This is a genomic window from Polaromonas sp. (assembly GCF_030682935.1).
In the GTDB taxonomy this organism is placed as follows: Bacteria; Pseudomonadota; Gammaproteobacteria; order Burkholderiales; family Burkholderiaceae_C; genus Polaromonas.
The window spans coordinates 1-22,406 of the sequence record NZ_JAUXNA010000237.1; the positions used below are offsets into that span (position 1 = coordinate 1).

The following is a 22,406-nucleotide window of genomic DNA, read 5'->3' on the forward strand; positions in this document are numbered from 1 at the left end:
AACTCGATCCTCATCAAGATCAACCAGATCGGCACCCTGACCGAAACCTTTGCCGCCATCGAAATGGCCAAGCGCGCGGGTTACACCGCCGTGATTTCGCACCGTTCGGGCGAAACCGAAGACTCGACGATTGCCGATATCGCGGTCGGCACCAACGCGGGCCAGATCAAGACCGGCTCACTCTCGCGCTCGGACCGCATGGCCAAGTACAACCAGCTGCTGCGCATTGAAGAAGACCTGGGCGAGGTTGCGTCTTACCCCGGCCGCGCTGCATTCTATAACCTGCGCTGAGCCCAGTTCCTGGCTTTACCAACTTGACCGTCCCGTGGGAAACCGCTTCGTCCCTGTCATCCTGATTGCGCTGCTGGTGTTATTTCATGCGCAACTCTGGAATGGCCGGGGCAGCATTCCCAGCGTGCGCGAGATGCAGCAACGTCTGGACGAGCAACTCGCCAAAAATGTGCAGGTTCAGGCCAGCAACGACCAGCTCGCCGCCGAAGTCAAGGATCTCCAGGAAGGCCTTGAAATGGTCGAAGAAAAAGCGCGCAGCGAGTTGGGCATGGTCAAACCCAATGAAATTTTTGTACAGATCACCCCATAAGCGGCTTTCCCCGCACTTTCCAGCGCAGGCTCGTTAGCCCGCCCACCGTTCACTTCACCTTCTGGCATGACTGTGCTGAAAATCGCATTGACTGGCGCGGCCAACACCGGGAAATCGCAACTGGCAGCCGCCTTGAACCGGGCGCTGCAAGCCTCTGAGGAGAACGCTTTTGTGGTGGTGGCCAATACGCCAGCGCTTTTGGCAGGCCTTGCCCGCAATGACCTGACGCTGCTCATGGGGCTGCAAACCCCGGAAAAATCGCAATTCCCCACAGGAACGCAGGAAGCCGAAGACCTTTTTATTCGTGCTGCATTGGCACACGCTGCCGTGCCTTACCGGGTAATTTACGGCGCAGGGGAGGAGCGCCTTGCCCAAGCGCTCCACGCTGCCCGGCGCCTGCTGCCCCGCACGGAAAAACTGCTACGGCTCAACAGCTACGCAAACACCCCCAAGACAAGCGCCTGGGTCTGGATCTGCGACAAGTGCAGCGATTCGCAATGCGAACACCGACTACTGACAGCGCTGCTGGCCCAGCGCGCCAGCACAGCTTGACTGCTGGCAAGCTCGACGCTCAAGGCCGCTGACGGCGCCACTTAGGCCATTTGCGCCAGTTACTGCACCGTTGAAGTCGGCGGTGGCTGATGGCTCTGATGGGTAAAAATCTGCGCCGCATCAACGGGATCGAAGACGTACTGCGCCCCGCAAAACTCGCACCCCACCTCGACATTGCCGCGCTCGGCAATGATGCTCTCAATCTCTGCCGTGCCCAGGCTGCGCAGCATGTTGCCCACGCGCTCACGCGAGCAGCTGCAGGCGAAACGCGGTATCAGGGGCTCAAAGCGCGTGATGGGCTCTTGCCAAAATAGCCGGTGCAAAATCGTATCCACATCCAGCGTCAGCAGCTCTTCCCGTTTAAGGGTGCCGGCCAGCAAGGCAATGCGCCGGTAGTCTTCATTGACGCCGATCTGGTCTTCATTGGCATCCCGGTCCGTCTGTCCTTCGAGGTTGCCCAGCCCCTTCGCAGGCAGCCGCTGGATCAGCAGGCCCGCCGCAATGTTCCCGTCCGCGGCCAGAATCAGTTTGGTGTCGAGCTGCTCGCTTTGCAGCATGTAGTGCTCCAGCACCTCGCTCAGGTTTTCAATTTTTTCGCGCTGGTCGCCAAAAAGTGGCACCACGCCCTGGTAAGGCTGCTGACCCGGAAACTTGTCTTTAGGATCCAGCGTGATGGCGCAGCGCCCCTCGTTATTCACGTTGACCAGCTGGCTTAACGAGCTGCCCGGATCGACGGTTCCGGTCACGGTCGCGGTCGCGCGCAGGCTCAGGTCGGGCTGCACCTCGGCCACGGCCAGCTTGACCGGTCCATCGCCAAAAATTTGCAGCACCAGCGCGCCATTGAACTTGATGTTGCCCTGCATCAGGGCGCCAGCCGCCGTCATTTCACCGAGCAGGTGCATCACTTCGACCGGGTAACCGCCCGCCGCCTGCCGGCGTTTGAGGATTTCTTGCCAGGAATCGGTCAGGCGCACGAGCATGCCGCGCACGGGCAGGCCGTCAAAAAGGAATTTATGAAGTTCGGACATGGCTTAGGCGTAAAAAAGTGCAGGCTGTATGAAAAAAACGAAAGCTGGCCGCTCAGGCCAGCTTCTTGAGCCCGGTCTTGTAGCGACGGGCATTGTCTATATAGCGTTGGGCGCTCAGTTTTAAACCCTCTATCTGCTCTTCAGAAAGCTGGCGCACGGCTTTGGCCGGGCTGCCGAAGATCATGGAGCCGTCGGGAAACTCCTTGCCCTCCGTTACCAGCGAGCCCGCGCCCACCAGGCAATTTTTGCCAATTTTGGCGCCATTGAGGACCACTGCCTGAATGCCGATCAGCGAGCCGTCCCCAATGGTGCAGCCATGCAGCATGACCTGATGGCCCACTGTGACGTTTTCACCAATGGTCAAGGGCATGCCCTGGTCGGTGTGAAGCACGCTGCTGTCCTGGATGTTGGAGCCCCTGCCCACCGTAATGGTGTCCATGTCGCCCCGGATCACCACGCCAAACCAGACGCTGCTGTCTTCGGCAAGTGTCACCTTGCCCATGACCTGCGCGTTGTCGGCCACCCAGGCTGATGCATGCAGGGTGGGGGTCGAATCGTCCAGCTGGTAAATCGCCATGGGGTGTCCTTGTTCGGTTGTCTGCGGTCTTGGGGCAACCCTGGATTGTACGGAGCCGCCTGCACACCTGTCGTTGACAATCCAGCAATGTCCGCCAATTCCCACCCCGCAGAACTGCGCCAGCTTGCCCTGCAGGCGCTGATGGAACCCGATACACAACAAAAAGTGCTTCTGGCGCTTGATCTACAGACCCGAGCAGCTACACTTTCAATAGCAAATGATGCTGCTTTCCAGGCGCCAGACGGCCTTCCTGGCTGTCCGGCGCGGCCTGAACTGCGCTCGCATCTGGATCTCCCCAGGCGCTCGCCCTTCACCCGGGAAGGCTTGGCCGCCCTGCTCCACGCCGTGACGCACATCGAGTTCAACGCCATCAATCTGGCGCTTGATGCCGCTTGGCGCTTTGCCGGCATGCCGCCTGCCTACTACCTGGACTGGCTGACAGTGGCGGCTGAAGAGGCGCAGCACTTCAGCCTGCTGCAGGCCCAGCTGCAAGGCATGGGTTATGACTACGGCGACTTTCCCGCCCACACCGGCCTGTGGGACATGACCCAAAAAACCGAAGGCGACGTACTGGCGCGCATGGCCCTGGTGCCGCGCACGCTGGAGGCCCGGGGACTGGACGCCACGCCGCCCATGCAGGCCAAGCTGCGCAAGGTCGGCACGCCCGACGCCCTGCGCGCGGTGGCCATTCTGGACATCATCCTGCGCGACGAAATCGGCCATGTTGCGATTGGCAACCGCTGGTACCGCATGCTTTGCACCCAGCGCGGACTGGAGCCGCTTGCCACCTACGCCATGCTGGCCAGACAGTATGGCGCGCCGCGCCTGAAAGGCCCGCTGAACCTGGCCGCACGCCGCGACGCCGGGTTTGACGAGGCCGAGCTGGCCCTGCTAAGCGCCAACGCCTGAGGATACGCTTTGTAACAACGAAATAATTTGAAGGGCGCTAGACTGAAAAAGATCAAAAAAAATAGGCACCACAGGGAGGTAGCATATGATCCGGCACCTGGCTTCAAGCATTCCATCGCACCTGCCTGCAGACATTGCACTGCAGTTGCCGCAAGGCCAGCATCTGGGTCAGCCCGATGCGCCGGTCAAGCTGTCGTTTTCCAGGTGGTCGGGCATTGCCCGCCTCAAGGCCGGTCAGATCGGTGCGCTGGCCGAAGACTATGTCGAGGGCAAACTCCAGATTGAAGGCGCCATGCGCGATGTCATGCGCGCCGTCACCAAGCTGCTGCCCGGCAACCCGGTAGCAAGCGACATGGGCTGGTGGTCCGGGCTGCTGCAGCGCGCCAGATCGCTGGGGGCCCACACACTCGCCAAGGATGCGGCGCAGGTGCAGTTTCACTACGACGTTTCAGACGCCTTTTATGCGCTGTGGCTGGACCCGCGCCAGGTCTACTCGTGCGCCTATTACCGGGACTTCGGTGACCGCAGCGATACGCCCACAACGCTGGCGCGCGCCCAGGAAGCCAAACTGGACCACATCTGCCGCAAACTGATGCTGCAACCCGGCGAGCGCCTTCTGGATATCGGGGCGGGCTGGGGCGCGCTGCTGCTGTGGGCGGCCGAGCATTACGGCGTCGATGCCACCGGCATCACGCTGTCAAAAAACCAGCACGCCCACGTGCAGCAGCTGATTGAGGAAAAAGGCATGGGCCAGCGCGTGCGCATGGAACTGCGCGACTACCGCGACATGGCCGAAGAGCGTCCCTTCGACAAAATCTCTTCCGTCGGCATGTTTGAGCATGTGGGGCGCGAAAACATGACGGCCTACTTCGAAAAAATCATGCGCCTGCTCGCGCCCGGCGGCATGGTGCTGAACCACGGCATCACGGCCGGTGGGCTTGAAAACCGGCAGCTGGGTGCCGGCATGGGCGACTTCATTGAAAAATACATCTTTCCGGGCGGCGAACTGCTGCACGTCAGCGCCGTGATCGAGCACCTGTCGCGCGCGGGGCTGGAGATGGTGGACACCGAAAACCTGAGGCCGCACTATGCCCGCACGCTCTGGGACTGGTCGGACGCGCTGGAGGCCAGGCTGGATGAAGCGCGCCAGGTGCTGGCCGCAGACGGCGGGCCTGAGCGCGCAGAAAAAACCCTGCGCGCCTACCGCCTGTACCTGGCCGGCAGCGCCACGAGTTTTGAGCAGGGCTGGCTTTCCCTGCACCAGTTGCTGGCCACGCGGCCCTCGGGCGATGTTCGGCAATTGCCGGCAAAAGGCGCACGGTCGGCCTACCCCTTCAGCAGGGACTATATGTACCGCTGAACTTCCTGGCCCTGCGCCTGGCCGGCTGAGGATCAGCCGCGCGGATGATGCTCCGCATGCAGCGCCTTCAGGCGTTCCCTGGCCACATGGGTGTAAATCGTCGTGGTCGAAATATCGGCATGCCCCAGCAGCAACTGCACGGCGCGCAGGTCAGCGCCATGGTTCAGCAAATGGGTGGCAAACGCATGACGCAAGGTATGCGGTGACAGCGGCGACGTGATGCCCGCCAGGCCCGCGTATTTTTTGACCAGCTTCCAGAACATCACCCGGCTCATGCCATGGCCGTGGCCGGTGACGAACAAGTCGTCGGTCTGCTGGCCGCCCAAAATGACAGGCCGCGCCTCGGCCAGATACAGCACGACCCACTCGCGCGCCACCTGCCCGAAAGGCACCAGCCGCTCCTTGCCGCCCTTGCCCATGACGCGCAGCACGCCTTCATTGAGCCCCAGGTGAAACGTCTTGAGACCGACCAGTTCACTGACGCGCAGGCCACTGGCATACATCAACTCGAGCATGGCGCGGTCGCGCTGCCCCAGCGCTTCATCGTCAGACGGCGCTGCCAGCAAGGCATCGACCTGCGCTTCGCTCATGGTTTTAGGCACCCGCAGCGCCTGCTTGGCCGCTTGAAGTTTCAGTGTCGGATCTGCCGCCATGAAGCGCTCACGCAGCGCCCAGCGAAAGTAGCGCTTGAACACCGTCAGGCGCCGGTTCGCCGACGTGGCCTTGGTGGCCTCGTGCATCACGGAAAAGTAAGCGGCGAGATCGCTCTCCAGCGTCTCGTCGAGCGGGCGGCCGCCCTGGCTCTGGGCCCCCAGCCAGCGTGCGTAAAGCGACAAGTCGCGCCGGTAAGCCTCGAGCGTGTTTTTGCTCAAGCCGTCTTCCAGCCACACGGCGTCAATAAACGCATCAATGCTATGTTGGCTGGCGGGCATCATGACACGAACGATAACAAAAAAGCCGCCCCGCAAACCACAAAGGTATTGCGGGGCAGCTGGCAGCCCTGCCAGCGGGCGACAAACCCGGTGACAGCAATTTACTTACTCAAGCTTGAGCTTGGCAGTTTCAACCACCTTCTTGTAGACCTCGTACTCGGCCTTGATCTGCGCCGCAAACTGCTCTGGCGTGTTGGCAACGACCAGCGAACCCGTGTCCTCAATGCGTTTGCGCACAGCAGGATCTTCCAGCGACTTTTTCACGCCCGCATTGATCTTGTCAACGACGTCTTTTGGCAGGCCCTTGGGACCCACAATGCCGTAATAGGCCATGCGGTTCACCGGCTCCAGCCCCACTTCCTTGAAGGTCGGTACATCGGGCAACACGGCCAGACGCTGGGGTGCGGCGACCACGATGGCGATCAGGCGCTTTTGCTGGATGAAAGGCAGCGCGGAAGGCAGGTTGTCAAAAATGACGGGCACCTGGCCCGCCACCGTGTCGTTCAGAGCCGGGCCAGCGCCGCGGTACGGAATGTGCGTGATGAACGTGCCGCTGAGGTTTTTGTACAGCTCCATCTGCAGGTGACCAATGCCGCCGGTGCCCGAGGAGGCGAAGGAATATTTGCCGGGGTTCTTTTTAAGTTCGGCCACGAACTCCTTGTAGTTCCTGGCCGGGAAACTGGGGTGCACCGCGATCACATTGGGTGTTGCAGCAATATTGACGACGGGCGTGAAGTCGGTCAGCGGGTTGTACGGAATTTTGGGGTTGATCGCCGGATTGGCCGCGGTGGTGGATACCGTCGCCATGCCCAGCGAATAGCCGTCAGGTGCCGCCCGGGCCGTTTCAGAGGCACCGACCACACCACCGCCGCCCGCCTTGTTTTCAACGATGACGGATTGGCCCAGCGCCTTGCCCAGCGGCTCGGAAATCACACGCGCCACGATGTCAGTCGTTCCCCCCGGCGCAAACGGGACTTGCAGTTTGACGACCTTGTTGGGATAAGCCTGCGCCCACACGGAGCCTGTCGCGGCGATCAACGCCAACGCAGAGAGGGTAGACAAGGAAAAAAGATAACGCCGTTGCATATTCACATCCTTACGATAAAAAACAGTCTGAATGGTAAGCGCAAGCACACCACTTGCTTATTGTGGATTATGCATAAGGGCAAACCCGGGCAGTTTGCGGTTATTCTCGGGCCGGTGAATTATGCGCAACTCCTTTTTCCCGACTTTTCGCTCATCGTTTGTGGCTACCTGATCTGCCGCTACACCGCGATTAACCGCACGGTGTGGTCGCAGGTGGAAAGCCTGGTTTACTACGTCCTGTTTCCGGTTCTGCTGTTTCAGTCGATTGTCAAAAGCCCGCTGGACCTGGCCGCTGCCTCCAGCCTGATCAGCGCAGGGCTGCTCATGGGACTGGCAGGCATTGCGATGGCCTACAGCTTGCCGCACCTGCCCTGGCTGGGCCGGCATATTGACCGGCGCGAACATGCGGCCAGCGCCCAAGTGGCCTTTCGATTCAACTCCTTCATTGGTCTGGCGCTGGCCGAGCGGCTGGCAGGCAGCGAGGGCCTGCTGCTGATTGCGATCCTGATTGGCGTTTGCGTGCCGCTCTTCAATGTGGCGGCACTGTGGCCCATGGTCAGGCACGCGCAGCGCGGTTTTCTGCGCGAGCTGGTGCGCAACCCGCTGATCCTGGCCACAGCCAGCGGCCTGGTGGCCAACCTGCTGGGCTTTTCCCTGCCGCTCTGGCTGGAACCGACGGTGACACGCATCGGTGCGGCATCACTGGCATTGGGCTTGATGGCCGCCGGCGCAGGCATGCAGTTTGGTCATTTGTCGCAGGCCAAAACCCTGGCGGTGGCGGTGCTCTCGATACGGCATCTGATCTTGCCGCTGGTGGCGCTGGGCCTGGCCAGCGCATTTGGCCTGTCGTACACGCAGGCCACCATCCTGCTGGCGTTTTCTGCCTTGCCCACAGCCTCCAGCGCCTATGTGCTGGCGGCGCGCATGGGCTACAACGGCGGCTACGTGGCGGGCCTGGTGACCCTCTCGACGATGCTGGGCGTCGCAAGCTTGCCGTTTGCGCTGGGCGTGCTGCGCTAGCTCGGCGCACCCATGAAAAAGGTGGCCAACGCCGGTTTTGCAGGCTACTGCCCTTTCCTGGGGTTACAACCGTTACTATAAATTTAGTAGCTGCTTGCACCCGTATCTATTGGGCTGGATGCCAAATTCATTGATAATTTATGAAGGCGGCCAAAGCCTCGACCAGGTTCATCAAGAAAGGGCCCACAGCACATGCTCCCTGACCACCTCGCTGGAGTGACCCACGCGCGCCAGCAAGCTTGCCCTTATTTCGGCATCGTCGGCAGCACCGCCTGCGCGCACGCGCAGGGCGTTTCCCATTGCGACAGCAATGTTGCGCAGCCAGCGTTCATGGCCAATCCGGCGAATCGGACTGCCCTCCGTAAAACGCAAAAACTCCTCTTCGGTCCAGGCCAACAGGGTCACCAGTTGCTGCCCCGTCAGGCCCTGGCGCTCATCAAAGTCAGGCAAGGCGCTGCGTTGCGCGAACTTGTTCCAGGGGCAAACCAGCTGGCAGTCGTCGCAGCCGTATATGCGGTTGCCGATCAGCGGCCGCAGTTCCAGCGGAATCGGTCCGGCGTGTTCGATCGTCAGGTAAGAAATGCAGCGCCGTGCGTCCAGCCGGTAAGGCGCCACGATGGCCTGTGTCGGGCACACATCGATGCAGGCGCTGCAACTGCCGCAGTGCGGCGTCACGGGGGCGCTGGGCGGCAGCGCCAGGTCCACATAGATTTCGCCCAAAAAGAACATCGACCCGGCTTCCCGGTTCAGCAGCAGCGTGTGCTTGCCGCGCCAGCCCTGGCCGCTGCGGGCGGCCAGTTCGGCTTCGAGCACGGGGGCCGAGTCGGTGAAGGCGCGGTGCCCCAGCGTTTCCACCTGCGCGGCAATCCGTTCGCCGAGTTTTTGCAGCCGCGCGCGCATGACCTTGTGGTAGTCACGGCCCCGGGCATAGACCGACACAATGCCCTCGGTGGGCCGCGCCAGCCGGCTCAGTTCCAGCGCCTGCCATTCGCCGGGCCGGGTGGGCGTGGCGGCCGGCAAATAGTCCATGCGCGCCGTGATGACGCTCACGGTGCCCGGAATCAACTCGGCCGGCCGAGCCCGTTTAAGCCCATGCGCCGCCATGTAATGCATGTCACCCTGAAAGCCTGCGGCCAGCCAGGCCGATAATCCGGGTTCTGCTGACGACAAATCAACGCCTGCAATGCCAATTTGCGAAAATCCAAGCTCGCGCGCCCACGTTTGAATCTGACTGACAAGTTGATGATTGAATTGATGACTGTTAAGGACCACCCGCTGATTGTAAAAAACATTACCTGGCAGAGCGAAGCCGAGACCCAGGCCTTTGCGCAGGCACTGGCCCGGCAGCCAGCGATTGGCCGCGCCTTGATTGAACTGCAGGGCGACCTGGGCGCCGGAAAAACCACGCTGGTGCGGCATCTGCTCCAGAGCCTGGGCGTTGAGGGCCGCATCAAAAGCCCCACCTATGCGGTGGTCGAGCCCTACACGCTGGCGTCGTCAAGCGTCCATCCGGGCCTGGCGATCTGGCACTGCGATTTTTACCGCTTCAACGACCCGCACGAGTGGGAAGAAGCCGGGTTTCGCGATATCTTTGCCAGCCCCGGGCTCAAACTGGTCGAATGGCCCGAAAAGGCGGGCAACCATTTGCCGCAACCCGACCTGCGCATCCACATCGACATGCTGGCCAACGAATCGCGCGCCGTCACGCTGACCGCGCTTACCACCACGGGCGAGGAACTGCTGGCATGAAAAAGGCCGCAACACCGCTCAGCCGGCGCAGCGCCTTGCAACTGGGCAGCGTGGTGCTCCTGCTGGGCGTGCAGCACCTCGCACACGGCGCCACGATTTTGGCGGTGCGTGTCTGGCCTTCCAAAGACTACACACGGCTGACCATCGAGTCGGATGCGGAGATCAAGGCACGGCAGTTCTTTTTGGCCGATCCACCGCGCCTGGCGGTGGACATTCAAGGCATTGACCTGATCCCTGCCTTGCGCGAACTGGTAGCCAAGGTGAAATCGGACGATCCGAATATTTCAGGCATTCGCGTCGGCCAGAATGCCCCGGGCGTGGTCCGTCTGGTGATGGACATGAAACAAGCCATGCTGCCGCAGGTATTCACCCTCAAGCCCGTAGCCGCCTACCAGCACCGCCTGGTGTTTGACCTCTATCCCGCGCAGGTAGTGGACCCGCTGGAGGCCCTGATTACGGAGCGACTGGCCAGCAAACCGGAGGCCAGGGCGCCCGCTGCAGACCCGGACCATGACCCGCTCGGCAACCTGATGGCGCAGCAGTCCGACAAGGCTGCCTCCAGCGCGCCGCCAGCGTCGGTCAGCGCCGCAGCGCCCAAAGCCCCGGCAGACAGCGCCGCCGCCAAAAGAACCGTCGAGGCCAAGACCGACCGGCTCATCATCGTGGCGCTGGACCCGGGCCACGGCGGCGAAGACCCCGGCGCGATCGGCCCCGGCGGCACGCGTGAAAAAGATGTGGTGCTGCAAATTGCCCTGCGCCTGCGTGATCGCATCAACCAGCAGCCCAACATGCGCGCCTACCTCACGCGGGATGCCGATTTTTTTGTGCCGCTGCACATCCGCGTCCAAAAGGCCCGCCGCGTGCAGGCCGACCTGTTCATCAGCATTCACGCTGACGCGTTCTTTACCGACAGGCCACAAGGCGCCAGCGTATTTGCACTGAGCGAACGAGGCGCTTCCAGCAGCGCCGCGCGCTGGATCGCCGACAAGGAAAACTCCGCCGACCTGGTGGGCGGCATCAATGTGAAGGCCAAGGACGCCCAGGTTCAAAAAGCCCTGCTGGACATGAGTACCACCGCGCAAATCAGCGACAGCATGAAGCTCGGTGGCGCCATGCTGGGCGAGATCGGCAACGTCGGCAGGCTGCACAAACCCAGGGTCGAGCAAGCCGGTTTTGCCGTGCTGAAAGCGCCCGACATTCCCAGCGTGCTGGTGGAAACCGCCTTCATCAGCAACCCGGAAGAAGAAGCCAAACTGCGCAGTGATGGCTACCAGATACAACTCGCTGATGCACTGATGCGCGGCATTACGCGCTACTTTTCCAAAAATCCGCCACTGGCGCGAAGCCGCGCGCTGTGAGACGGGCAGCCGGCAAACGTCAGGAAAAAAGCACGACGACGGCGAGCGGCGACCTTCTCCTACAGCCCCGAAGCGCTCAAGGGCCTATAGTCCAATCACAGGTAGCGCCAGGACACCCCACCCCAAACGGACGTGAATGTCAATAGGTAAGAGCCTGAAACTCTTAGCAAAGATGAATATTATGAACACGAAAATTTTGATGTCAGTAGCCGCCGCTGCCCTGATTGCCCTGACCGGCTGCGGAACCAACCCCACCAACGCACAAATTGGCACCGCCACTGGTGCCGTCTTGGGCGGTGTTGTGGGCAATGCCGTTTTGGGCGGCACGCTGGGAACTGTCGGTGGCGCTGCAGCCGGCGCGCTGATTGGCAACGAAGTGGGCAAGAAGCAGTAAACACCGCAAGCGGCCGCCAGGCCGTGACAGCGGGCAATCCAGCGGGTGGATACGCCACGCGCTGGATTGCAAATCAAGACGACGCCTGAATTTCAGCGCGTCGTTTTTTTTACATCCCCGTCAACAGGGTCGCGAGCAGTTAATGCTTGACGGTTGGCGCCAGGCCCTTGTTGCGGCTGGCCTTCCAGGCCCCGTAAATCACCATCAGCCCGGGAACCAGAATCATGGCCCAGATGATCTTGCTGAGGTTTTCCTTGACCCAGGGCAAGTTGCCAAAGAAGTAGCCGGCACTGCACAGGCCCACCACCCAGACAAGGGCGCCGATCACATTGAAGGCACTGAATTTTCCGCGGCTCATTTCCGCGACGCCGGCCACAAATGGCGCAAACGTGCGAATGAAGGGCATGAAGCGCGCAATGATGATGGTGATGCCGCCGTAGCGTTCATAAAAATCATGCGCCTGGTTGAACGCACGCTTGTTGAAAAATCTCGACTGCTCCCACTTGAACACGCGCGGGCCAAAGTAGCGGCCTATCGAATAATTGCACTGGTCGCCCAGAATCGCCGCGACCACCAGCAAGCCCATGGCCAGCGGCAGGCTGAGCAGACCGACGCCGCAAAGCGCGCCAACGATGAACAGCAAGGAATCGCCGGGCAAAAACGGCATGACCACCACGCCGGTCTCGACAAAAATGATCATGAACAGCAGCGCATAAACCCACATGCCGTAGTTTTGGGTAAACACCTCCAGGTGCCTGTCCACGTGCAGGATGAAGTCAATCAGAAAAGTAAATAGTTCCATGGCCGGGATTTTGACACGCGGCTTTTGGCGCACGCGTGCTCCCTTGCCCCGCCCTTTCCTGCAGCGCCACCATCTCCCCTAAAATCAAAGCTGTGACACTCTCCCCCGCGCCCACCCATCCTCCCGCGCCAGGCCCGCGCCGCCCCATACGTGATCTTCCCGACGAGTTGATCAGCCAGATCGCGGCCGGCGAAGTGGTCGAGCGGCCCGCCTCGGTGGTGCGCGAGCTGGTCGACAACGCGCTGGATGCCGGGGCGAGCCAGGTCACGGTGCGGCTGATGGCGGGCGGCGTGCGGCTGATACTGGTCGAAGACGATGGTCTGGGCATTCCGCGCGAAGAGTTGCCTGTGGCCCTGCGGCGCCACGCCACCAGCAAGATTGCCTCGCTGCAGGACCTGGAGGCCGTCGGCACCATGGGCTTTCGGGGCGAGGCCCTGGCGGCCATCAACTCCATTGCCGACATGAGCCTGCTGTCGAGAACCCTGGACACCGAACACGCCTGGCAGCTCGACGGCCGCACCGGCGAGCTGACGCCGGCGGCGCGCAACCGGGGCACCAGCGTGGAAGTGCGCGAGCTGTTTTACGCCACGCCGGCCCGCCGCAAATTTTTAAAAACCGACGCCACGGAACTGGCGCACTGCATTGAAGCCGTGCGCCGCCATGCGCTGGTGCGGCCCGACGTCGGCTTTGCGATCTGGCACGAAGGCAAACTGGTGGAGCAGTGGCGCGCCTGCAGCCATGCATCGGCCGTGTCGGCGCACGACCAGCGACTGGCCGACGTGCTGGGCAGCGACTTTGTGGCCCAGTCCGTGGCGGTGCACTACGAAAGCGCGGCGCGCCGGACCGACGGCCAGCCGGCCGTGCGGGTATGGGGCCGCGCCGGCATTCCGGATGCGGCCCGCTCGCGCGCCGACCAGCAGTTTGCCTACGTCAATGGTCGCTACGTACGCGACAAGGTGCTCACGCACGCGGCACGCAGCGCCTACGAAGACGTGCTGCACGGCCACCGTCAGCCGGTCTATGCGCTGTATGTCGAGATGGACCCCGCCCGTGTCGACGTGAACGTGCACCCCACCAAAATCGAAGTGCGCTTTCGCGACAGCCGCGAGGTCCATCAAGCGGTGCGTTACGCCACGGAAGACGCGCTGGCCCCGCCACGCGCCAGCCTGACCGCACAGGCGGCCCACGACACCGCAGCGCCCGGGACCCCGGCGCCACCGGCCAGCGAGTTTCTTAAGGAAAACAGGGCTTTTGCCCAACAGGGATGGGTGCAACCAGCTATTAATTTAAGAGCAAATCAGGAAGGCCTCGTGGCCGACTTCGAGGCGATGTGGCCTGTGCGGTCGGTGTCAAGCAGTCCGGCAAGCACAGAAAACCCGGGCGCAGCCACCCGCGCACCGGCCGACAGCGTGCAGCCCTGGCCCCTGGGCCGCGCCATCGCGCAACTGCAAGGCATTTACGTGCTGGCCGAAAACGCGCAGGGTCTGGTGATTGTCGACATGCACGCCGCCCACGAGCGCATCGTCTACGAACGGCTGAAAAACCAGCTCGACACGTCCCGCATCGCCAGCCAGCCCCTGCTGATTCCCGCCACCTTTGCCGCCAGCCCGCAGGAAGTGGCGACCGCTGAAGCCAGCGCCGAAACGCTCGGCACGCTGGGCCTGGAGATCACCGCTTTTTCCCCGCGAACGCTGGCCGTGCGGGCCGTGCCCACCAGTCTGGCGCTGGGCGACGCGGTGGAACTGGCTAGAGGCGTGCTGGCCGAGCTGGCGCAGATGGATTCGAGCAGCGTGATTCAGCGGGCACACAACGAGTTGCTCTCGACCATGGCCTGCCACGGCGCCGTGCGCGCCAACCGCAAGCTCACGCTCGATGAAATGAATGCGCTGCTGCGCCAGATGGAGGCCACCGAGCGCTCCGACCAGTGCAACCACGGCCGGCCAACCTGGCGGCAGATCAGCATCAAGGAGCTCGATGCGCTGTTCATGCGTGGCCGTTAAGCTCCCAGCGCGCACCGAAGGGCCCGAGCCCGTGCAGGCCTGAATGGGCGCGCTGGCGGCAGCCCGGCCGTCACGGCGCACTGAACTTTTCAGCGCACGGCGGGTCTGCCATGGACATGAAACGCTGGCATCTCTTTGCATCTTTCTGTACCGTACTGGCGTTGCTGGCCGGTTGCGCCACGCTCGACGAAAAGCAGCGCGTCTGGATTTTCCAGCCCAGCGACCGCAGCTGGAGCGGAGGCGTCGCAGCCGCCGAGGGCATGGACGACGTCTGGATTGAGCTGAACGCAAACTCCAGAACCAGCGGCCCGAGTGCCCGGCTGCATGGCCTGTGGCTGGCGGCGGACAAACCAGAGGCCGCAGACGCCCTTCGCGCGCCTGTCATGCTTTACCTGCACGGCGCGCGCTTCAACGTCACCGGCTCTGCCCCGCGCATGCGCCGCATGCAGGCGCTTGGTTTTTCAGTGCTGGCGATTGACTACCGCGGTTTTGGCAAAAGCAGCCACGCGCTGCCGTCCGAAGCGTCGGCCTACGAAGACGCGCGCGCTGCCTGGGACTGGCTGGCGCAAAAATACCCGGACCGCCCCCGCTATATCTTCGGCCACTCGCTGGGCGGGCCGATTGCCATCAACCTGGCCACCGAGGTGAGCGACGAGAGCGGCACGATTGTCGAAAACACCTTCACCTCCATCGCCGACGTGGTGAGCAACTCCCGGTGGGGCTGGCTTCCGGTGTCGCTGCTGATCACCCAGCGTTTCGAGGCCGTCCGCAAGGTCGACAAGATCGGCTCCCCGCTGCTGGTGGTGCATGGCGACGAAGACCAGCTGATCCTGCCCGACCTGGGGCGCAAGCTCTTTGACGCCGCCGTGCAGCCCAAGCTGTTCATGCTGGTGGAAGGCGGCTCGCACCACGACACCAATGTGATGGGCCAGCCGCAGTATCGGCAGGCGCTGGCGCAGCTTTTTGATTTGTAGGGGAGCGCGCGCTGCGGGCCATCACTGCCAGCGCCGCCGGCCCGTGTGTGTGTGTGCAGCCATGCGCCCTCTAAAAGTGCATTTATTTGGTGCAAGCGGATCAAATCCAGCAAAACCCCTTTCCACATTCCCTAAAATAGTGCACTTAGGCGGCAATATGTTCTTTCCGTGTCAGTTTATGCACCATTTTGAGGAATTTCGCAAATGAAGTACAAATCACTGGAAAGCTTTTTAAGCCATGTAGCCGCCCGCAACCCGGGCCAGCCGGAATTCATTCAGGCCACAACCGAGGTGATGGAGAGCCTCTGGCCCTACATTGAAAAACATCCCAAATACGCCGAACACGGCCTGCTCGACCGCCTGATCGAGCCCGAGCGCACCATCATGTTCCGCGTTTCATGGGTCGACGACCACGGCGATGTGCGGGTCAACCGCGGCTACCGCATCCAGCACAGTTCGGCCATTGGCCCGTACAAGGGCGGCCTGCGCTTTCACCCCTCGGTCAACCTGTCGATCCTGAAATTCCTGGCGTTCGAGCAAACGTTCAAGAATGCGCTGACCACCCTGCCCATGGGCGGCGGCAAGGGTGGCTCGGACTTTGACCCCAAGGGCAAGAGCCCGATGGAAGTGATGCGCTTTTGCCAGGCATTCGTCAGCGAGTTGTTCCGCCATGTGGGTTCGGACACCGACGTGCCGGCCGGTGACATCGGCGTGGGCGGCCGCGAAGTCGGTTTCATGGCCGGCATGTACAAAAAGCTCAGCAACCGCGCTGACTGTGTGTTCACCGGCAAGGGGATGAGCTTTGGCGGCTCGCTGATGCGCCCTGAAGCCACCGGTTACGGCACGGTTTACTTTGCCCAGGAAATGCTCAAGCAAAAAGGCCGTTCCCTCGACGGCCTGCGCGTGAGCATCTCGGGCTCAGGCAACGTGGCCCAGTACGCCGTTGAAAAAGCCATGGCGCTGGGCGCCAAGGTCATCACGGTATCCGACTCCAGCGGCACCATCGTCGACGAGGACGGCTTCACCACCGAAAAGCTGGCCGAACTGATGGAGGTCAAAAACCACCTGTACGGCCGGGTCAACGACTACGCCCAGCGCACCGGCGCGGTATTTCACGCCGGCGCGCGGCCCTGGCAGGTGCCGGTCGATGTGGCCCTGCCCTGCGCGACGCAGAACGAACTCAACGCGGAAGACGCCGCCACGCTCGTGAAAAATGGCGTGCTGTGCGTGGCCGAGGGCGCCAACATGCCCTCAACGCTCGACGCCGTGCGGGTGTTCGAAGGCAATGGCGTGCTGTACGCACCGGGCAAGGCCAGCAACGCGGGCGGCGTAGCAACTTCGGGTCTGGAAATGAGCCAGAACGCGATGCGCCTGTCCTGGTCACACGACGAGGTCGATGCGCGCCTGCTGCAGATCATGCAGGACATCCACAGCGCCTGCCTGCAATACGGCCGCCGCGAAGACGGCACACTCAGCTACGTCGACGGCGCCAACCTGGCCGGCTTCGTCAAGGTGGCCGACGCCATGCTGGCGCAGGGCGTGGTCTGACCCTGCCCGCCGCCGGGCGTGGACCGGCATGAATCTGATACGCTCAGATTCATGCCCGCCACACCGCACCAGCCTGATTTCACGCCAAGCGTGGGGCTCCAATACCTTTCCTTGGCAGGCCCAACGGCGGCCGGCAAAACCGCCGCCGCCCTGGCGATTGCCGCGCAGTACCCGGTCGAGATCATCAGCGTCGACTCCGCGCTGGTCTACCGCGGCATGGACATTGGCACGGCCAAGCCAAGCGCCGATGAACTGGCCGCAGTAAAGCATCACCTGATCGACATTCGCGACCCGCTGCAGGCCTACAGCGCGGCCGAGTTTGTACGGGACACCCAGAAACTGATCGCCGACATCCACGCGCGCGGCAAGCTGCCGCTGCTGGTGGGTGGCACCATGCTGTACTTCAAGGCGCTGTTTGACGGCCTGGACGACATGCCCGCGGCCGACCCGGCGGTGCGCACCGTGCTGGCGGGTGAAGCCCTTGAAAAGGGCTGGCCCGCGCTGCATGCCGAGCTGGCCCGGGTTGACCCCATCACAGCCGCGCGGCTGGCGCCCAACGACTCGCAGCGCATCTCGCGGGCGCTCGAAGTGTTTCGGGTATCCGGCCAGCCGCTGTCGTTCTTTCATCAGCGAAACGCTACTGAAAACATAGCTACTCAAGCAGAACAGACGGGCGCCACAACCCTTATTTCCCTGGAACCCAGCGACCGCGGCTGGCTCCATGGCCGGATTGCCGAGCGCTTTGACATGATGCTGGCCGCCGGTTTTCTGGACGAAGTCAGGGCCCTGCGCGCGCGCGCTGACCTGACACCCGATTTGCCGTCGATGCGCTGCGTGGGCTACCGGCAGGCCTGGGAGGCACTGGACGGCACCAGCCCCATGGCCGAGCTGCGCGAAAAAGGCACTATTGCCACACGCCAGCTGGCCAAGCGCCAGATCACCTGGCTGCGCGCCATGCCACAGCGCCGCGTGGTGGCCTGCGATGCGCCCGACGCGCTGCAGCAGGTGCTGGCGCTCGTGAAGACGCAGATGGAAAGCTTTTGATGAGCCTGAAAATCAGCAACCTGGGCAAGCACTACGGCGACACCGCCGTGTTCAGCCAGGTGTCGCTGCAGGTCGCGCCCGGCGAGTTTGTCGCCATCGTCGGCGAATCGGGCGTGGGCAAATCCACGCTGCTCAACTGCATGGCAGGGCTGGACAGCTGGGATGAAGGCAGCATCACGCTGAACGGGGCGGACCTGGGCACGATGTCCGACGACCAGCGCGCGCTGCTGCGCCGCCGCCAGGTCGGCTTTGTGTTTCAGGCTTTTCACGTGTTACCGCACCTCGATGTGGCGCAAAACGTAGGGCTGCCCTTGCTGCTGATCGGCCAGCACGACGACCAGCGGGTACAGGCCATGCTTGACGCCGTCGGCCTGAGCGGCTTGGGCCGTCGCCTGCCGCAGCAACTGAGCGGCGGACAGCTGCAGCGCGTGGCGATTGCCCGAGCGCTGGTGCACCGCCCCGGCTTGCTGCTGGCCGACGAGCCGACCGGCAACCTGGACCTGGCCACCGCCGCGAAAGTGATGGACGCGCTGGTCGGACAGACGCGCGAACACGGCGCCGCGCTCGTGCTGGTGACCCATTCGCAAGCGGCCGCAAGCCGGGCCGACCGGGTGCTGCACCTGAGCAGCGAAGGCATTACCAGCTGACGGGATGACAGGCCAAAAAAACAGGCAGCGCAGCGTTCACCCCGTCCGAAAAATCGCATTCTTTTCAAATCGGGTTGAGATTTCGCAAGGACATTCAGTGCGTCAGCAACTACATTGAAGTCGTGCCTCGCGAACTTCGCTCAGGCGAGGCTTGCGGGACATGGAGTTGGGGGGTTCAAGCAATTGAGCCAAGTTCTGATGTGCTACATCGGAACGGATGAGGACGTCCCCAGACGTGTCAGCCTGACAAACTGACCCGGGGTCCTCGCCACCACCGCCAGCCCCTCAAAAGGCTGGCGGGTCTGTTTTAAGGGTTGTTTGCACATGCCGGACTTCGACGCCAAGCTGAAATTTCTGCAAACGGCCGAGGCCTATGGCGAATCCGGGCAAGGCCCGGTGTGCATCGAAACCCATATGTCCTGGGTGTTCCTGGTGGGCGAGCGGGTCTACAAGCTCAAAAAACCGGTGCGCTTTCCATTCCTTGATTTCACCACCCTCAAGGCGCGTGAGTTCTACTGCCGGGAAGAAGTCAGGCTAAACAGGCGACTGGCCCCCGGCGTCTACCTGGGTCTGATGGCGCTGCAGTGGCGTGAGGGCTCTTTTTCGCTGCTTCCTGAAGCGCGCCTGCAGTTGCCCGCCGGCGAGACGGTTGACTGGCTGGTGTGCATGCAGCGGCTGCCCGCCAACCGAATGCTTCACCAGTTGATCGCGCAGGGGGGCGTCACGCCAGCGGATATTGACGCGCTGGTTACGGTGCTGGGCGCGTTTTACCGCACGGTCCCTGCGGTCGCCCTGAGCCCGAACGACTACCTGGCCCGTTTTCAGTACGGACAGGCCGCCAACCGCGAGGTCTTGCTGCGGCCGCAGTTCCGGCTGCGTGATGCCGCGCTGGCGATTGACCGGCTTGACCTGGCGCTGGCGCAGGGCGCCGATCTGCTGCGCGACCGTGCGTCCCGCAAGCGCGTGCTCGACGGGCACGGTGACCTGCGCCCCGAACATGTCTGCCTGCTCCAGCCCCCGGTGGTGATTGACTGCCTCGAGTTCAACCCGCAGCTGCGCCAGGTCGATCCCTTTGATGAAATGGCCTACCTCAGCCTGGAATGCGGCCTGGTGGGTGCGCCGTGGATTGGCCCGCGCCTCGTATCAGGCTGCGCTGCCGCGCTGGGCGACCCGCCACCACCGGCCCTGCTGCACCTGTACACCGCTTATCGCGCCCTGGTGCGTGCCCGCCTTTGCATGGCGCATCTGCTTGACCCGCAACCCCGCACGCCCGAGAAATGGCCGCCGCTGGCGAGTCGCTACATCGCCTGCGCCCTGGCGGCGCTGGACGCGCTGACCCACCTGGAAAAACACAAACCTCTCAGCGCGCCCCTGCCGCATGGGTCGCCCTGATGGCCTCGGCAAACAGCGGCGCAGCGGAGACCACGCGCAGCTTGTTGCTCACTGCTGCGGTCGCTGGCAGGCGAAAGGGCGGAACGCTGTCGGTCACCACGATTTGCGCCAGGCTGCCATCCCCCAGCACCTCGCCCGCCGGACCGGTAAAGAGGCCGTGCGCCGCGAACGCGAACACCTCCCGCGCGCCGGCCCGACGCAGCGCCACGGCCGCGCGCTTCATGGTGTCGCCACTGGCAATCAGGTCGTCGAGCAGCAGTACCGTCATGCCGTCCACGTCACCAGCCACCAGGTTGTCACTGCTGACCACGCCCGCACTGCGGCGCTTGTCAACCATCGCAAAGCCCACGGACCGCATCAGCGTTTGCGCGAGCGACTCGCGCCACAGCTGCGCCCGCTTCACGCCACCGGGGTCGGGCGATGCCACTGCCAGCGCCCGGTCGCCGGCCAGTTCGGCTACCCAGCCGTCAAAAGCGCGGTGCGCTTCAAGATGCAGGGTGGTGCAGCGAAAAGCGTTCTGGAACGCCGCCACGTTGTGGGCCTCCAGTACCATCAGCTGCGACGTGCCGACCGCCTCGAACAGCTGCGCCACATACCGCAGCGTGACCGGATCGAAAGGCTTGGTTTGCCGGTCCTTGCGGGCATAGGCCAGATAGGGCACCACCGCCGTCACCCGCGCCGCGCCGTGTTCGCGCAAGGTGGCAATGAACATCAGCAGGTGGCAAAGCTTGTCGTGCGGACTGTCCACGGGGCCCCCGTGCAGGCTGGCGACCACGTAAGCATCGCGGCCACGCGGGTCCAGCAAGGGCCTGAGCTTGTGCTCCCCGTCCTCGAAGCTGCGGTCCTCGTGGGGCGCCAGCGGCACGCCCAGACCGGCAGCCAGTGCCTGCGCAAAAGTGGCATCGAAATCAAGCGAAAAAAGCAGCATCGTTCAACTCCATCAGGGATGGCTGGCAGACCCCGGGGGCCGCGGACGCCACAGCCACAGACGTCCCAGAACATTGTTGAAGAAGCAGCCAGACCTGGCTTGACGAAGATCAATCCGGCTGTTGTTCAGCGATGCCGGCCTTACCGCTGCCGACAACACGCAAACAAACAGCATGGAGATGACGCCGCGTTTGCGGATTGTCAAATGCCCGATCGACCTGCAGGCGCATAAATGAATATTTGGGGCACGGACCGCAGGCGCCCGACACCACAGCCATGAACAACCACTGGGAACACTTCGAGCATGGCGCCGACATCGGCGTACGCGGCATAGGCGCGACCAAGGCCGGCGCCTTTGAGCAGGCCGCCCTGGCGCTGACGGCCGTGGTCACCGACCCGCAGCGCGTGGCCGCCGTGGGCACCGTGCACATCCGCTGCGAGGCGCCGGACGACGAGCTGCTGCTGGCCGACTGGCTCAATGCACTCATTTACGAGATGGCGGTGCGGCGCATGCTGTTTGGCCGCTTTCATGTCGAACTCGACGGCACGCGCCTGGACGCGCAGGCGACCGGCGAATCCACCTCGGTGCAGCGCCACCAGCCGGCGGTGGAGGTCAAGGGCGCCACCTACACCGCCTTGCGCGTCGCACCGGTCGAAGGCGGCTGGCTGGCGCAAACCGTCGTGGATGTCTGAGCCATGGACCTGAACCTTTTGACACAACACGGCCCCTGTGCCTGGGAGATCCCGGCCCAGGGCAAGATGCGCGTGCCGGCCATCATCTATGCCAGCAAGGAGCTCGTGCGCGCGATGGACCACAAGGTCTACGAGCAGGCGGTCAACGTGGCCATGCTGCCGGGCATCGTGGGGGCCTCGTACGTGATGCCCGACGCCCACTGGGGCTACGGCTTTCCGATCGGCGGGGTTGCTGCCTTCGACGCCGATGCCGGGGGCGTGGTCTCGGCCGGCGGTGTGGGCTTTGACGTCTCGTGCGGCGTGCGCTGCCTGCATACCGGGCTGCGCCGCGAACACATCATGGCCGTGCAGCAAGCGCTGGCCGACACGCTGTTCGAGCGCATCCCGGCCGGCGTCGGCAGCACCGGCTCGATCCGGCTGAGCAGCACGCAGATGGAGGCCATGCTCAGCGGTGGCGCGAAGTGGGCGGTCGGGCGTGGCTGGGGCACCAGCGCCGACCTCGAACGTGTCGAAGAGCAGGGCCAGATGCTGCACGCCAAACCCAAATACGTCTCGGAGCAGGCCAAGAAGCGCCAGCGCGAAGAGATGGGCACGCTGGGCAGCGGCAACCATTACCTGGAGGTGCAGGAGGTCACTGCGGTGTACGACGACACCATTGCCGCTGCCTACGGCCTGCACCTGGGTGATGTCGTGCTGATGATCCACTGCGGCTCGCGCGGGCTGGGCCACCAGATCGGCACCGAGTTTTTGCGCCGCATGGTGGAGGCCGCCCCCAGCCACGGCCTGGTGCTGCCAGACCGCGAACTGGCCTGC

The 22,406-nt window shown here is 63.2% G+C and carries 23 protein-coding genes and 1 pseudogene; 17 read left to right on the forward strand and 7 right to left on the reverse strand.

The window, feature by feature from the left end; translation table 11 throughout:
• From eno to Q8K05_RS10910, 3 genes and pseudogenes are all read left to right on the forward strand, one after another.
• Nucleotides 1-291: pseudogene (gene eno, locus Q8K05_RS10900) on the forward strand (phosphopyruvate hydratase); the annotation flags it as partial.
• Between the two features lie 34 nt (nt 292-325).
• Nucleotides 326-601: a septum formation initiator family protein gene (locus Q8K05_RS10905; RefSeq protein WP_305246634.1), complete on the forward strand. Its 276-nt coding sequence runs from the start codon at nt 326-328 to the stop codon at nt 599-601.
• A gap of 66 nt (nt 602-667) precedes the next feature.
• Nucleotides 668-1,153 carry a hypothetical protein gene (locus Q8K05_RS10910; RefSeq protein WP_305246635.1) on the forward strand — a complete coding sequence of 162 codons (486 nt, stop codon included), beginning with the start codon at nt 668-670 and terminating at the stop codon, nt 1,151-1,153.
• Nucleotides 1,154-1,212: 59 nt separating this feature from the next.
• Here Q8K05_RS10910 and Q8K05_RS10915 read toward each other — a convergent pair whose 3' ends face one another.
• Both Q8K05_RS10915 and Q8K05_RS10920 read right to left on the reverse strand, forming a co-directional pair.
• Nucleotides 1,213-2,181, reverse strand: coding sequence for an Hsp33 family molecular chaperone HslO (locus Q8K05_RS10915; RefSeq protein WP_305246636.1), 969 nt, complete (start codon nt 2,179-2,181; stop codon nt 1,213-1,215).
• Nucleotides 2,182-2,233: 52 nt separating this feature from the next.
• On the reverse strand, nt 2,234-2,758 hold the full coding sequence (locus tag Q8K05_RS10920; protein WP_305246637.1) for a gamma carbonic anhydrase family protein: 525 nt from the start codon (nt 2,756-2,758) through the stop codon (nt 2,234-2,236).
• A gap of 87 nt (nt 2,759-2,845) precedes the next feature.
• Here Q8K05_RS10920 and Q8K05_RS10925 point away from each other — a divergent pair, with 87 nt between their 5' ends.
• Together Q8K05_RS10925 and Q8K05_RS10930 are read left to right on the forward strand one after the other, a co-directional pair.
• The gene (locus Q8K05_RS10925) at nt 2,846-3,667 is read left to right on the forward strand and encodes a ferritin-like domain-containing protein (protein WP_305246638.1); all 822 of its coding nucleotides are present in this window, start codon (nt 2,846-2,848) and stop codon (nt 3,665-3,667) included.
• 85 nt (nt 3,668-3,752) lie between these two features.
• On the forward strand, nt 3,753-5,027 hold the full coding sequence (locus Q8K05_RS10930; RefSeq protein ID WP_305246639.1) for a class I SAM-dependent methyltransferase: 1,275 nt from the start codon (nt 3,753-3,755) through the stop codon (nt 5,025-5,027).
• A 32-nt stretch (nt 5,028-5,059) separates the two neighbouring features.
• Here Q8K05_RS10930 and xerD read toward each other — a convergent pair whose 3' ends face one another.
• Both xerD and Q8K05_RS10940 read right to left on the reverse strand, forming a co-directional pair.
• On the reverse strand, nt 5,060-5,962 hold the full coding sequence (gene xerD, locus Q8K05_RS10935; protein ID WP_305246640.1) for a site-specific tyrosine recombinase XerD: 903 nt from the start codon (nt 5,960-5,962) through the stop codon (nt 5,060-5,062).
• 102 nt (nt 5,963-6,064) lie between these two features.
• Nucleotides 6,065-7,045, reverse strand: a complete 981-nt coding sequence (locus Q8K05_RS10940; RefSeq protein WP_305246641.1) for a tripartite tricarboxylate transporter substrate binding protein BugE — start codon at nt 7,043-7,045, stop codon at nt 6,065-6,067.
• A 69-nt stretch (nt 7,046-7,114) separates the two neighbouring features.
• Between Q8K05_RS10940 and Q8K05_RS10945 the strand changes: the two genes are divergently transcribed.
• Entirely contained in the window at nt 7,115-8,065 is a 951-nt protein-coding gene (locus Q8K05_RS10945) for an AEC family transporter (protein ID WP_305246642.1), read from the forward strand.
• Nucleotides 8,066-8,236: 171 nt separating this feature from the next.
• On the opposite strand, the gene queG is transcribed toward Q8K05_RS10945, so the two are convergent.
• Nucleotides 8,237-9,292, reverse strand: coding sequence for a tRNA epoxyqueuosine(34) reductase QueG (queG, locus tag Q8K05_RS10950; RefSeq protein ID WP_305246655.1), 1,056 nt, complete (start codon nt 9,290-9,292; stop codon nt 8,237-8,239).
• A gap of 15 nt (nt 9,293-9,307) precedes the next feature.
• Between queG and tsaE the strand changes: the two genes are divergently transcribed.
• From tsaE to Q8K05_RS10965, 3 genes are all read left to right on the forward strand, one after another.
• A complete protein-coding gene (tsaE, locus tag Q8K05_RS10955; protein ID WP_305246643.1) occupies nt 9,308-9,814 on the forward strand; it encodes a tRNA (adenosine(37)-N6)-threonylcarbamoyltransferase complex ATPase subunit type 1 TsaE in 507 nt (168 codons plus the stop codon).
• On the forward strand, nt 9,811-11,172 hold the full coding sequence (locus Q8K05_RS10960) for an N-acetylmuramoyl-L-alanine amidase (RefSeq protein WP_305246644.1): 1,362 nt from the start codon (nt 9,811-9,813) through the stop codon (nt 11,170-11,172). The genes tsaE and Q8K05_RS10960 overlap by 4 nt, the downstream gene beginning before the upstream one ends.
• Nucleotides 11,173-11,353: 181 nt before the next feature.
• Nucleotides 11,354-11,566: a glycine zipper 2TM domain-containing protein gene (locus Q8K05_RS10965; RefSeq protein WP_305246645.1), complete on the forward strand. Its 213-nt coding sequence runs from the start codon at nt 11,354-11,356 to the stop codon at nt 11,564-11,566.
• 139 nt (nt 11,567-11,705) lie between these two features.
• Here Q8K05_RS10965 and Q8K05_RS10970 read toward each other — a convergent pair whose 3' ends face one another.
• Nucleotides 11,706-12,368 (reverse strand): DedA family protein, encoded by a 663-nt coding sequence (locus Q8K05_RS10970; RefSeq protein WP_305246646.1) that lies wholly within the window; start codon nt 12,366-12,368, stop codon nt 11,706-11,708.
• A gap of 92 nt (nt 12,369-12,460) precedes the next feature.
• On the opposite strand from Q8K05_RS10970, the gene mutL reads away from it, so the two are divergent.
• The 6 genes from mutL (at nt 12,461) to Q8K05_RS11000 (ending at nt 19,973) form a co-directional block, all read left to right on the forward strand.
• Nucleotides 12,461-14,368 carry a DNA mismatch repair endonuclease MutL gene (gene mutL, locus Q8K05_RS10975; protein WP_305246647.1) on the forward strand — a complete coding sequence of 636 codons (1,908 nt, stop codon included), beginning with the start codon at nt 12,461-12,463 and terminating at the stop codon, nt 14,366-14,368.
• A 116-nt stretch (nt 14,369-14,484) separates the two neighbouring features.
• Complete coding sequence (locus Q8K05_RS10980; RefSeq protein ID WP_305246656.1) at nt 14,485-15,342, forward strand: alpha/beta hydrolase; 858 nt, start codon at nt 14,485-14,487, stop codon at nt 15,340-15,342.
• Between the two features lie 204 nt (nt 15,343-15,546).
• On the forward strand, nt 15,547-16,890 hold the full coding sequence (gene gdhA / locus Q8K05_RS10985; RefSeq protein ID WP_305246648.1) for an NADP-specific glutamate dehydrogenase: 1,344 nt from the start codon (nt 15,547-15,549) through the stop codon (nt 16,888-16,890).
• Nucleotides 16,891-16,941: 51 nt separating this feature from the next.
• On the forward strand, nt 16,942-17,934 hold the full coding sequence (miaA, locus tag Q8K05_RS10990; protein WP_305246649.1) for a tRNA (adenosine(37)-N6)-dimethylallyltransferase MiaA: 993 nt from the start codon (nt 16,942-16,944) through the stop codon (nt 17,932-17,934).
• Entirely contained in the window at nt 17,934-18,581 is a 648-nt protein-coding gene (locus Q8K05_RS10995) for an ABC transporter ATP-binding protein (protein WP_305246650.1), read from the forward strand. Before miaA ends, Q8K05_RS10995 begins: the two co-directional genes overlap by 1 nt.
• Nucleotides 18,582-18,905: 324 nt before the next feature.
• On the forward strand, nt 18,906-19,973 hold the full coding sequence (locus Q8K05_RS11000) for a hypothetical protein (RefSeq protein WP_305246651.1): 1,068 nt from the start codon (nt 18,906-18,908) through the stop codon (nt 19,971-19,973).
• Here Q8K05_RS11000 and Q8K05_RS11005 read toward each other — a convergent pair.
• A complete protein-coding gene (locus Q8K05_RS11005; protein ID WP_305246652.1) occupies nt 19,942-20,901 on the reverse strand; it encodes a ribose-phosphate pyrophosphokinase in 960 nt (319 codons plus the stop codon). The genes Q8K05_RS11000 and Q8K05_RS11005 overlap by 32 nt on opposite strands.
• 275 nt (nt 20,902-21,176) lie before the next feature.
• Between Q8K05_RS11005 and Q8K05_RS11010 the strand changes: the two genes are divergently transcribed.
• Nucleotides 21,177-21,593: an archease gene (locus Q8K05_RS11010; protein ID WP_305246653.1), complete on the forward strand. Its 417-nt coding sequence runs from the start codon at nt 21,177-21,179 to the stop codon at nt 21,591-21,593.
• Nucleotides 21,594-21,596: 3 nt separating this feature from the next.
• Nucleotides 21,597-22,406 (forward strand): RtcB family protein (locus tag Q8K05_RS11015; protein WP_305246654.1); only part of this gene is annotated, 810 nt, incomplete at its 3' end.

Excerpts from the sequence above, each read along its gene's own strand:
- Q8K05_RS11010 (WP_305246653.1), top strand. The coding sequence starts at position 21,177 with ATGAACAACCACTGGGAACACTTCGAGCATGGCGCCGACATCGGCGTA.
- Q8K05_RS10940 (WP_305246641.1), bottom strand. The coding sequence starts at position 7,045 with ATGCAACGGCGTTATCTTTTTTCCTTGTCTACCCTCTCTGCGTTGGCG.
- Q8K05_RS10980 (WP_305246656.1), top strand. The coding sequence starts at position 14,485 with ATGAAACGCTGGCATCTCTTTGCATCTTTCTGTACCGTACTGGCGTTG.
- Q8K05_RS11005 (WP_305246652.1), bottom strand. The coding sequence starts at position 20,901 with ATGCTGCTTTTTTCGCTTGATTTCGATGCCACTTTTGCGCAGGCACTG.
- Q8K05_RS10970 (WP_305246646.1), bottom strand. The coding sequence starts at position 12,368 with ATGGAACTATTTACTTTTCTGATTGACTTCATCCTGCACGTGGACAGG.
- Q8K05_RS10960 (WP_305246644.1), top strand. The coding sequence starts at position 9,811 with ATGAAAAAGGCCGCAACACCGCTCAGCCGGCGCAGCGCCTTGCAACTG.
- miaA (WP_305246649.1), top strand. The coding sequence starts at position 16,942 with ATGCCCGCCACACCGCACCAGCCTGATTTCACGCCAAGCGTGGGGCTC.
- Q8K05_RS10910 (WP_305246635.1), top strand. The coding sequence starts at position 668 with ATGACTGTGCTGAAAATCGCATTGACTGGCGCGGCCAACACCGGGAAA.
- Q8K05_RS10965 (WP_305246645.1), top strand. The coding sequence starts at position 11,354 with ATGAACACGAAAATTTTGATGTCAGTAGCCGCCGCTGCCCTGATTGCC.
- Q8K05_RS10920 (WP_305246637.1), bottom strand. The coding sequence starts at position 2,758 with ATGGCGATTTACCAGCTGGACGATTCGACCCCCACCCTGCATGCATCA.
- xerD (WP_305246640.1), bottom strand. The coding sequence starts at position 5,962 with ATGATGCCCGCCAGCCAACATAGCATTGATGCGTTTATTGACGCCGTG.
- Q8K05_RS11000 (WP_305246651.1), top strand. The coding sequence starts at position 18,906 with ATGCCGGACTTCGACGCCAAGCTGAAATTTCTGCAAACGGCCGAGGCC.
- Q8K05_RS10915 (WP_305246636.1), bottom strand. The coding sequence starts at position 2,181 with ATGTCCGAACTTCATAAATTCCTTTTTGACGGCCTGCCCGTGCGCGGC.
- Q8K05_RS10930 (WP_305246639.1), top strand. The coding sequence starts at position 3,753 with ATGATCCGGCACCTGGCTTCAAGCATTCCATCGCACCTGCCTGCAGAC.
- Q8K05_RS10945 (WP_305246642.1), top strand. The coding sequence starts at position 7,115 with ATGCATAAGGGCAAACCCGGGCAGTTTGCGGTTATTCTCGGGCCGGTG.
- gdhA (WP_305246648.1), top strand. The coding sequence starts at position 15,547 with ATGAAGTACAAATCACTGGAAAGCTTTTTAAGCCATGTAGCCGCCCGC.
- tsaE (WP_305246643.1), top strand. The coding sequence starts at position 9,308 with ATGATTGAATTGATGACTGTTAAGGACCACCCGCTGATTGTAAAAAAC.
- Q8K05_RS10995 (WP_305246650.1), top strand. The coding sequence starts at position 17,934 with ATGAGCCTGAAAATCAGCAACCTGGGCAAGCACTACGGCGACACCGCC.
- Q8K05_RS10925 (WP_305246638.1), top strand. The coding sequence starts at position 2,846 with ATGTCCGCCAATTCCCACCCCGCAGAACTGCGCCAGCTTGCCCTGCAG.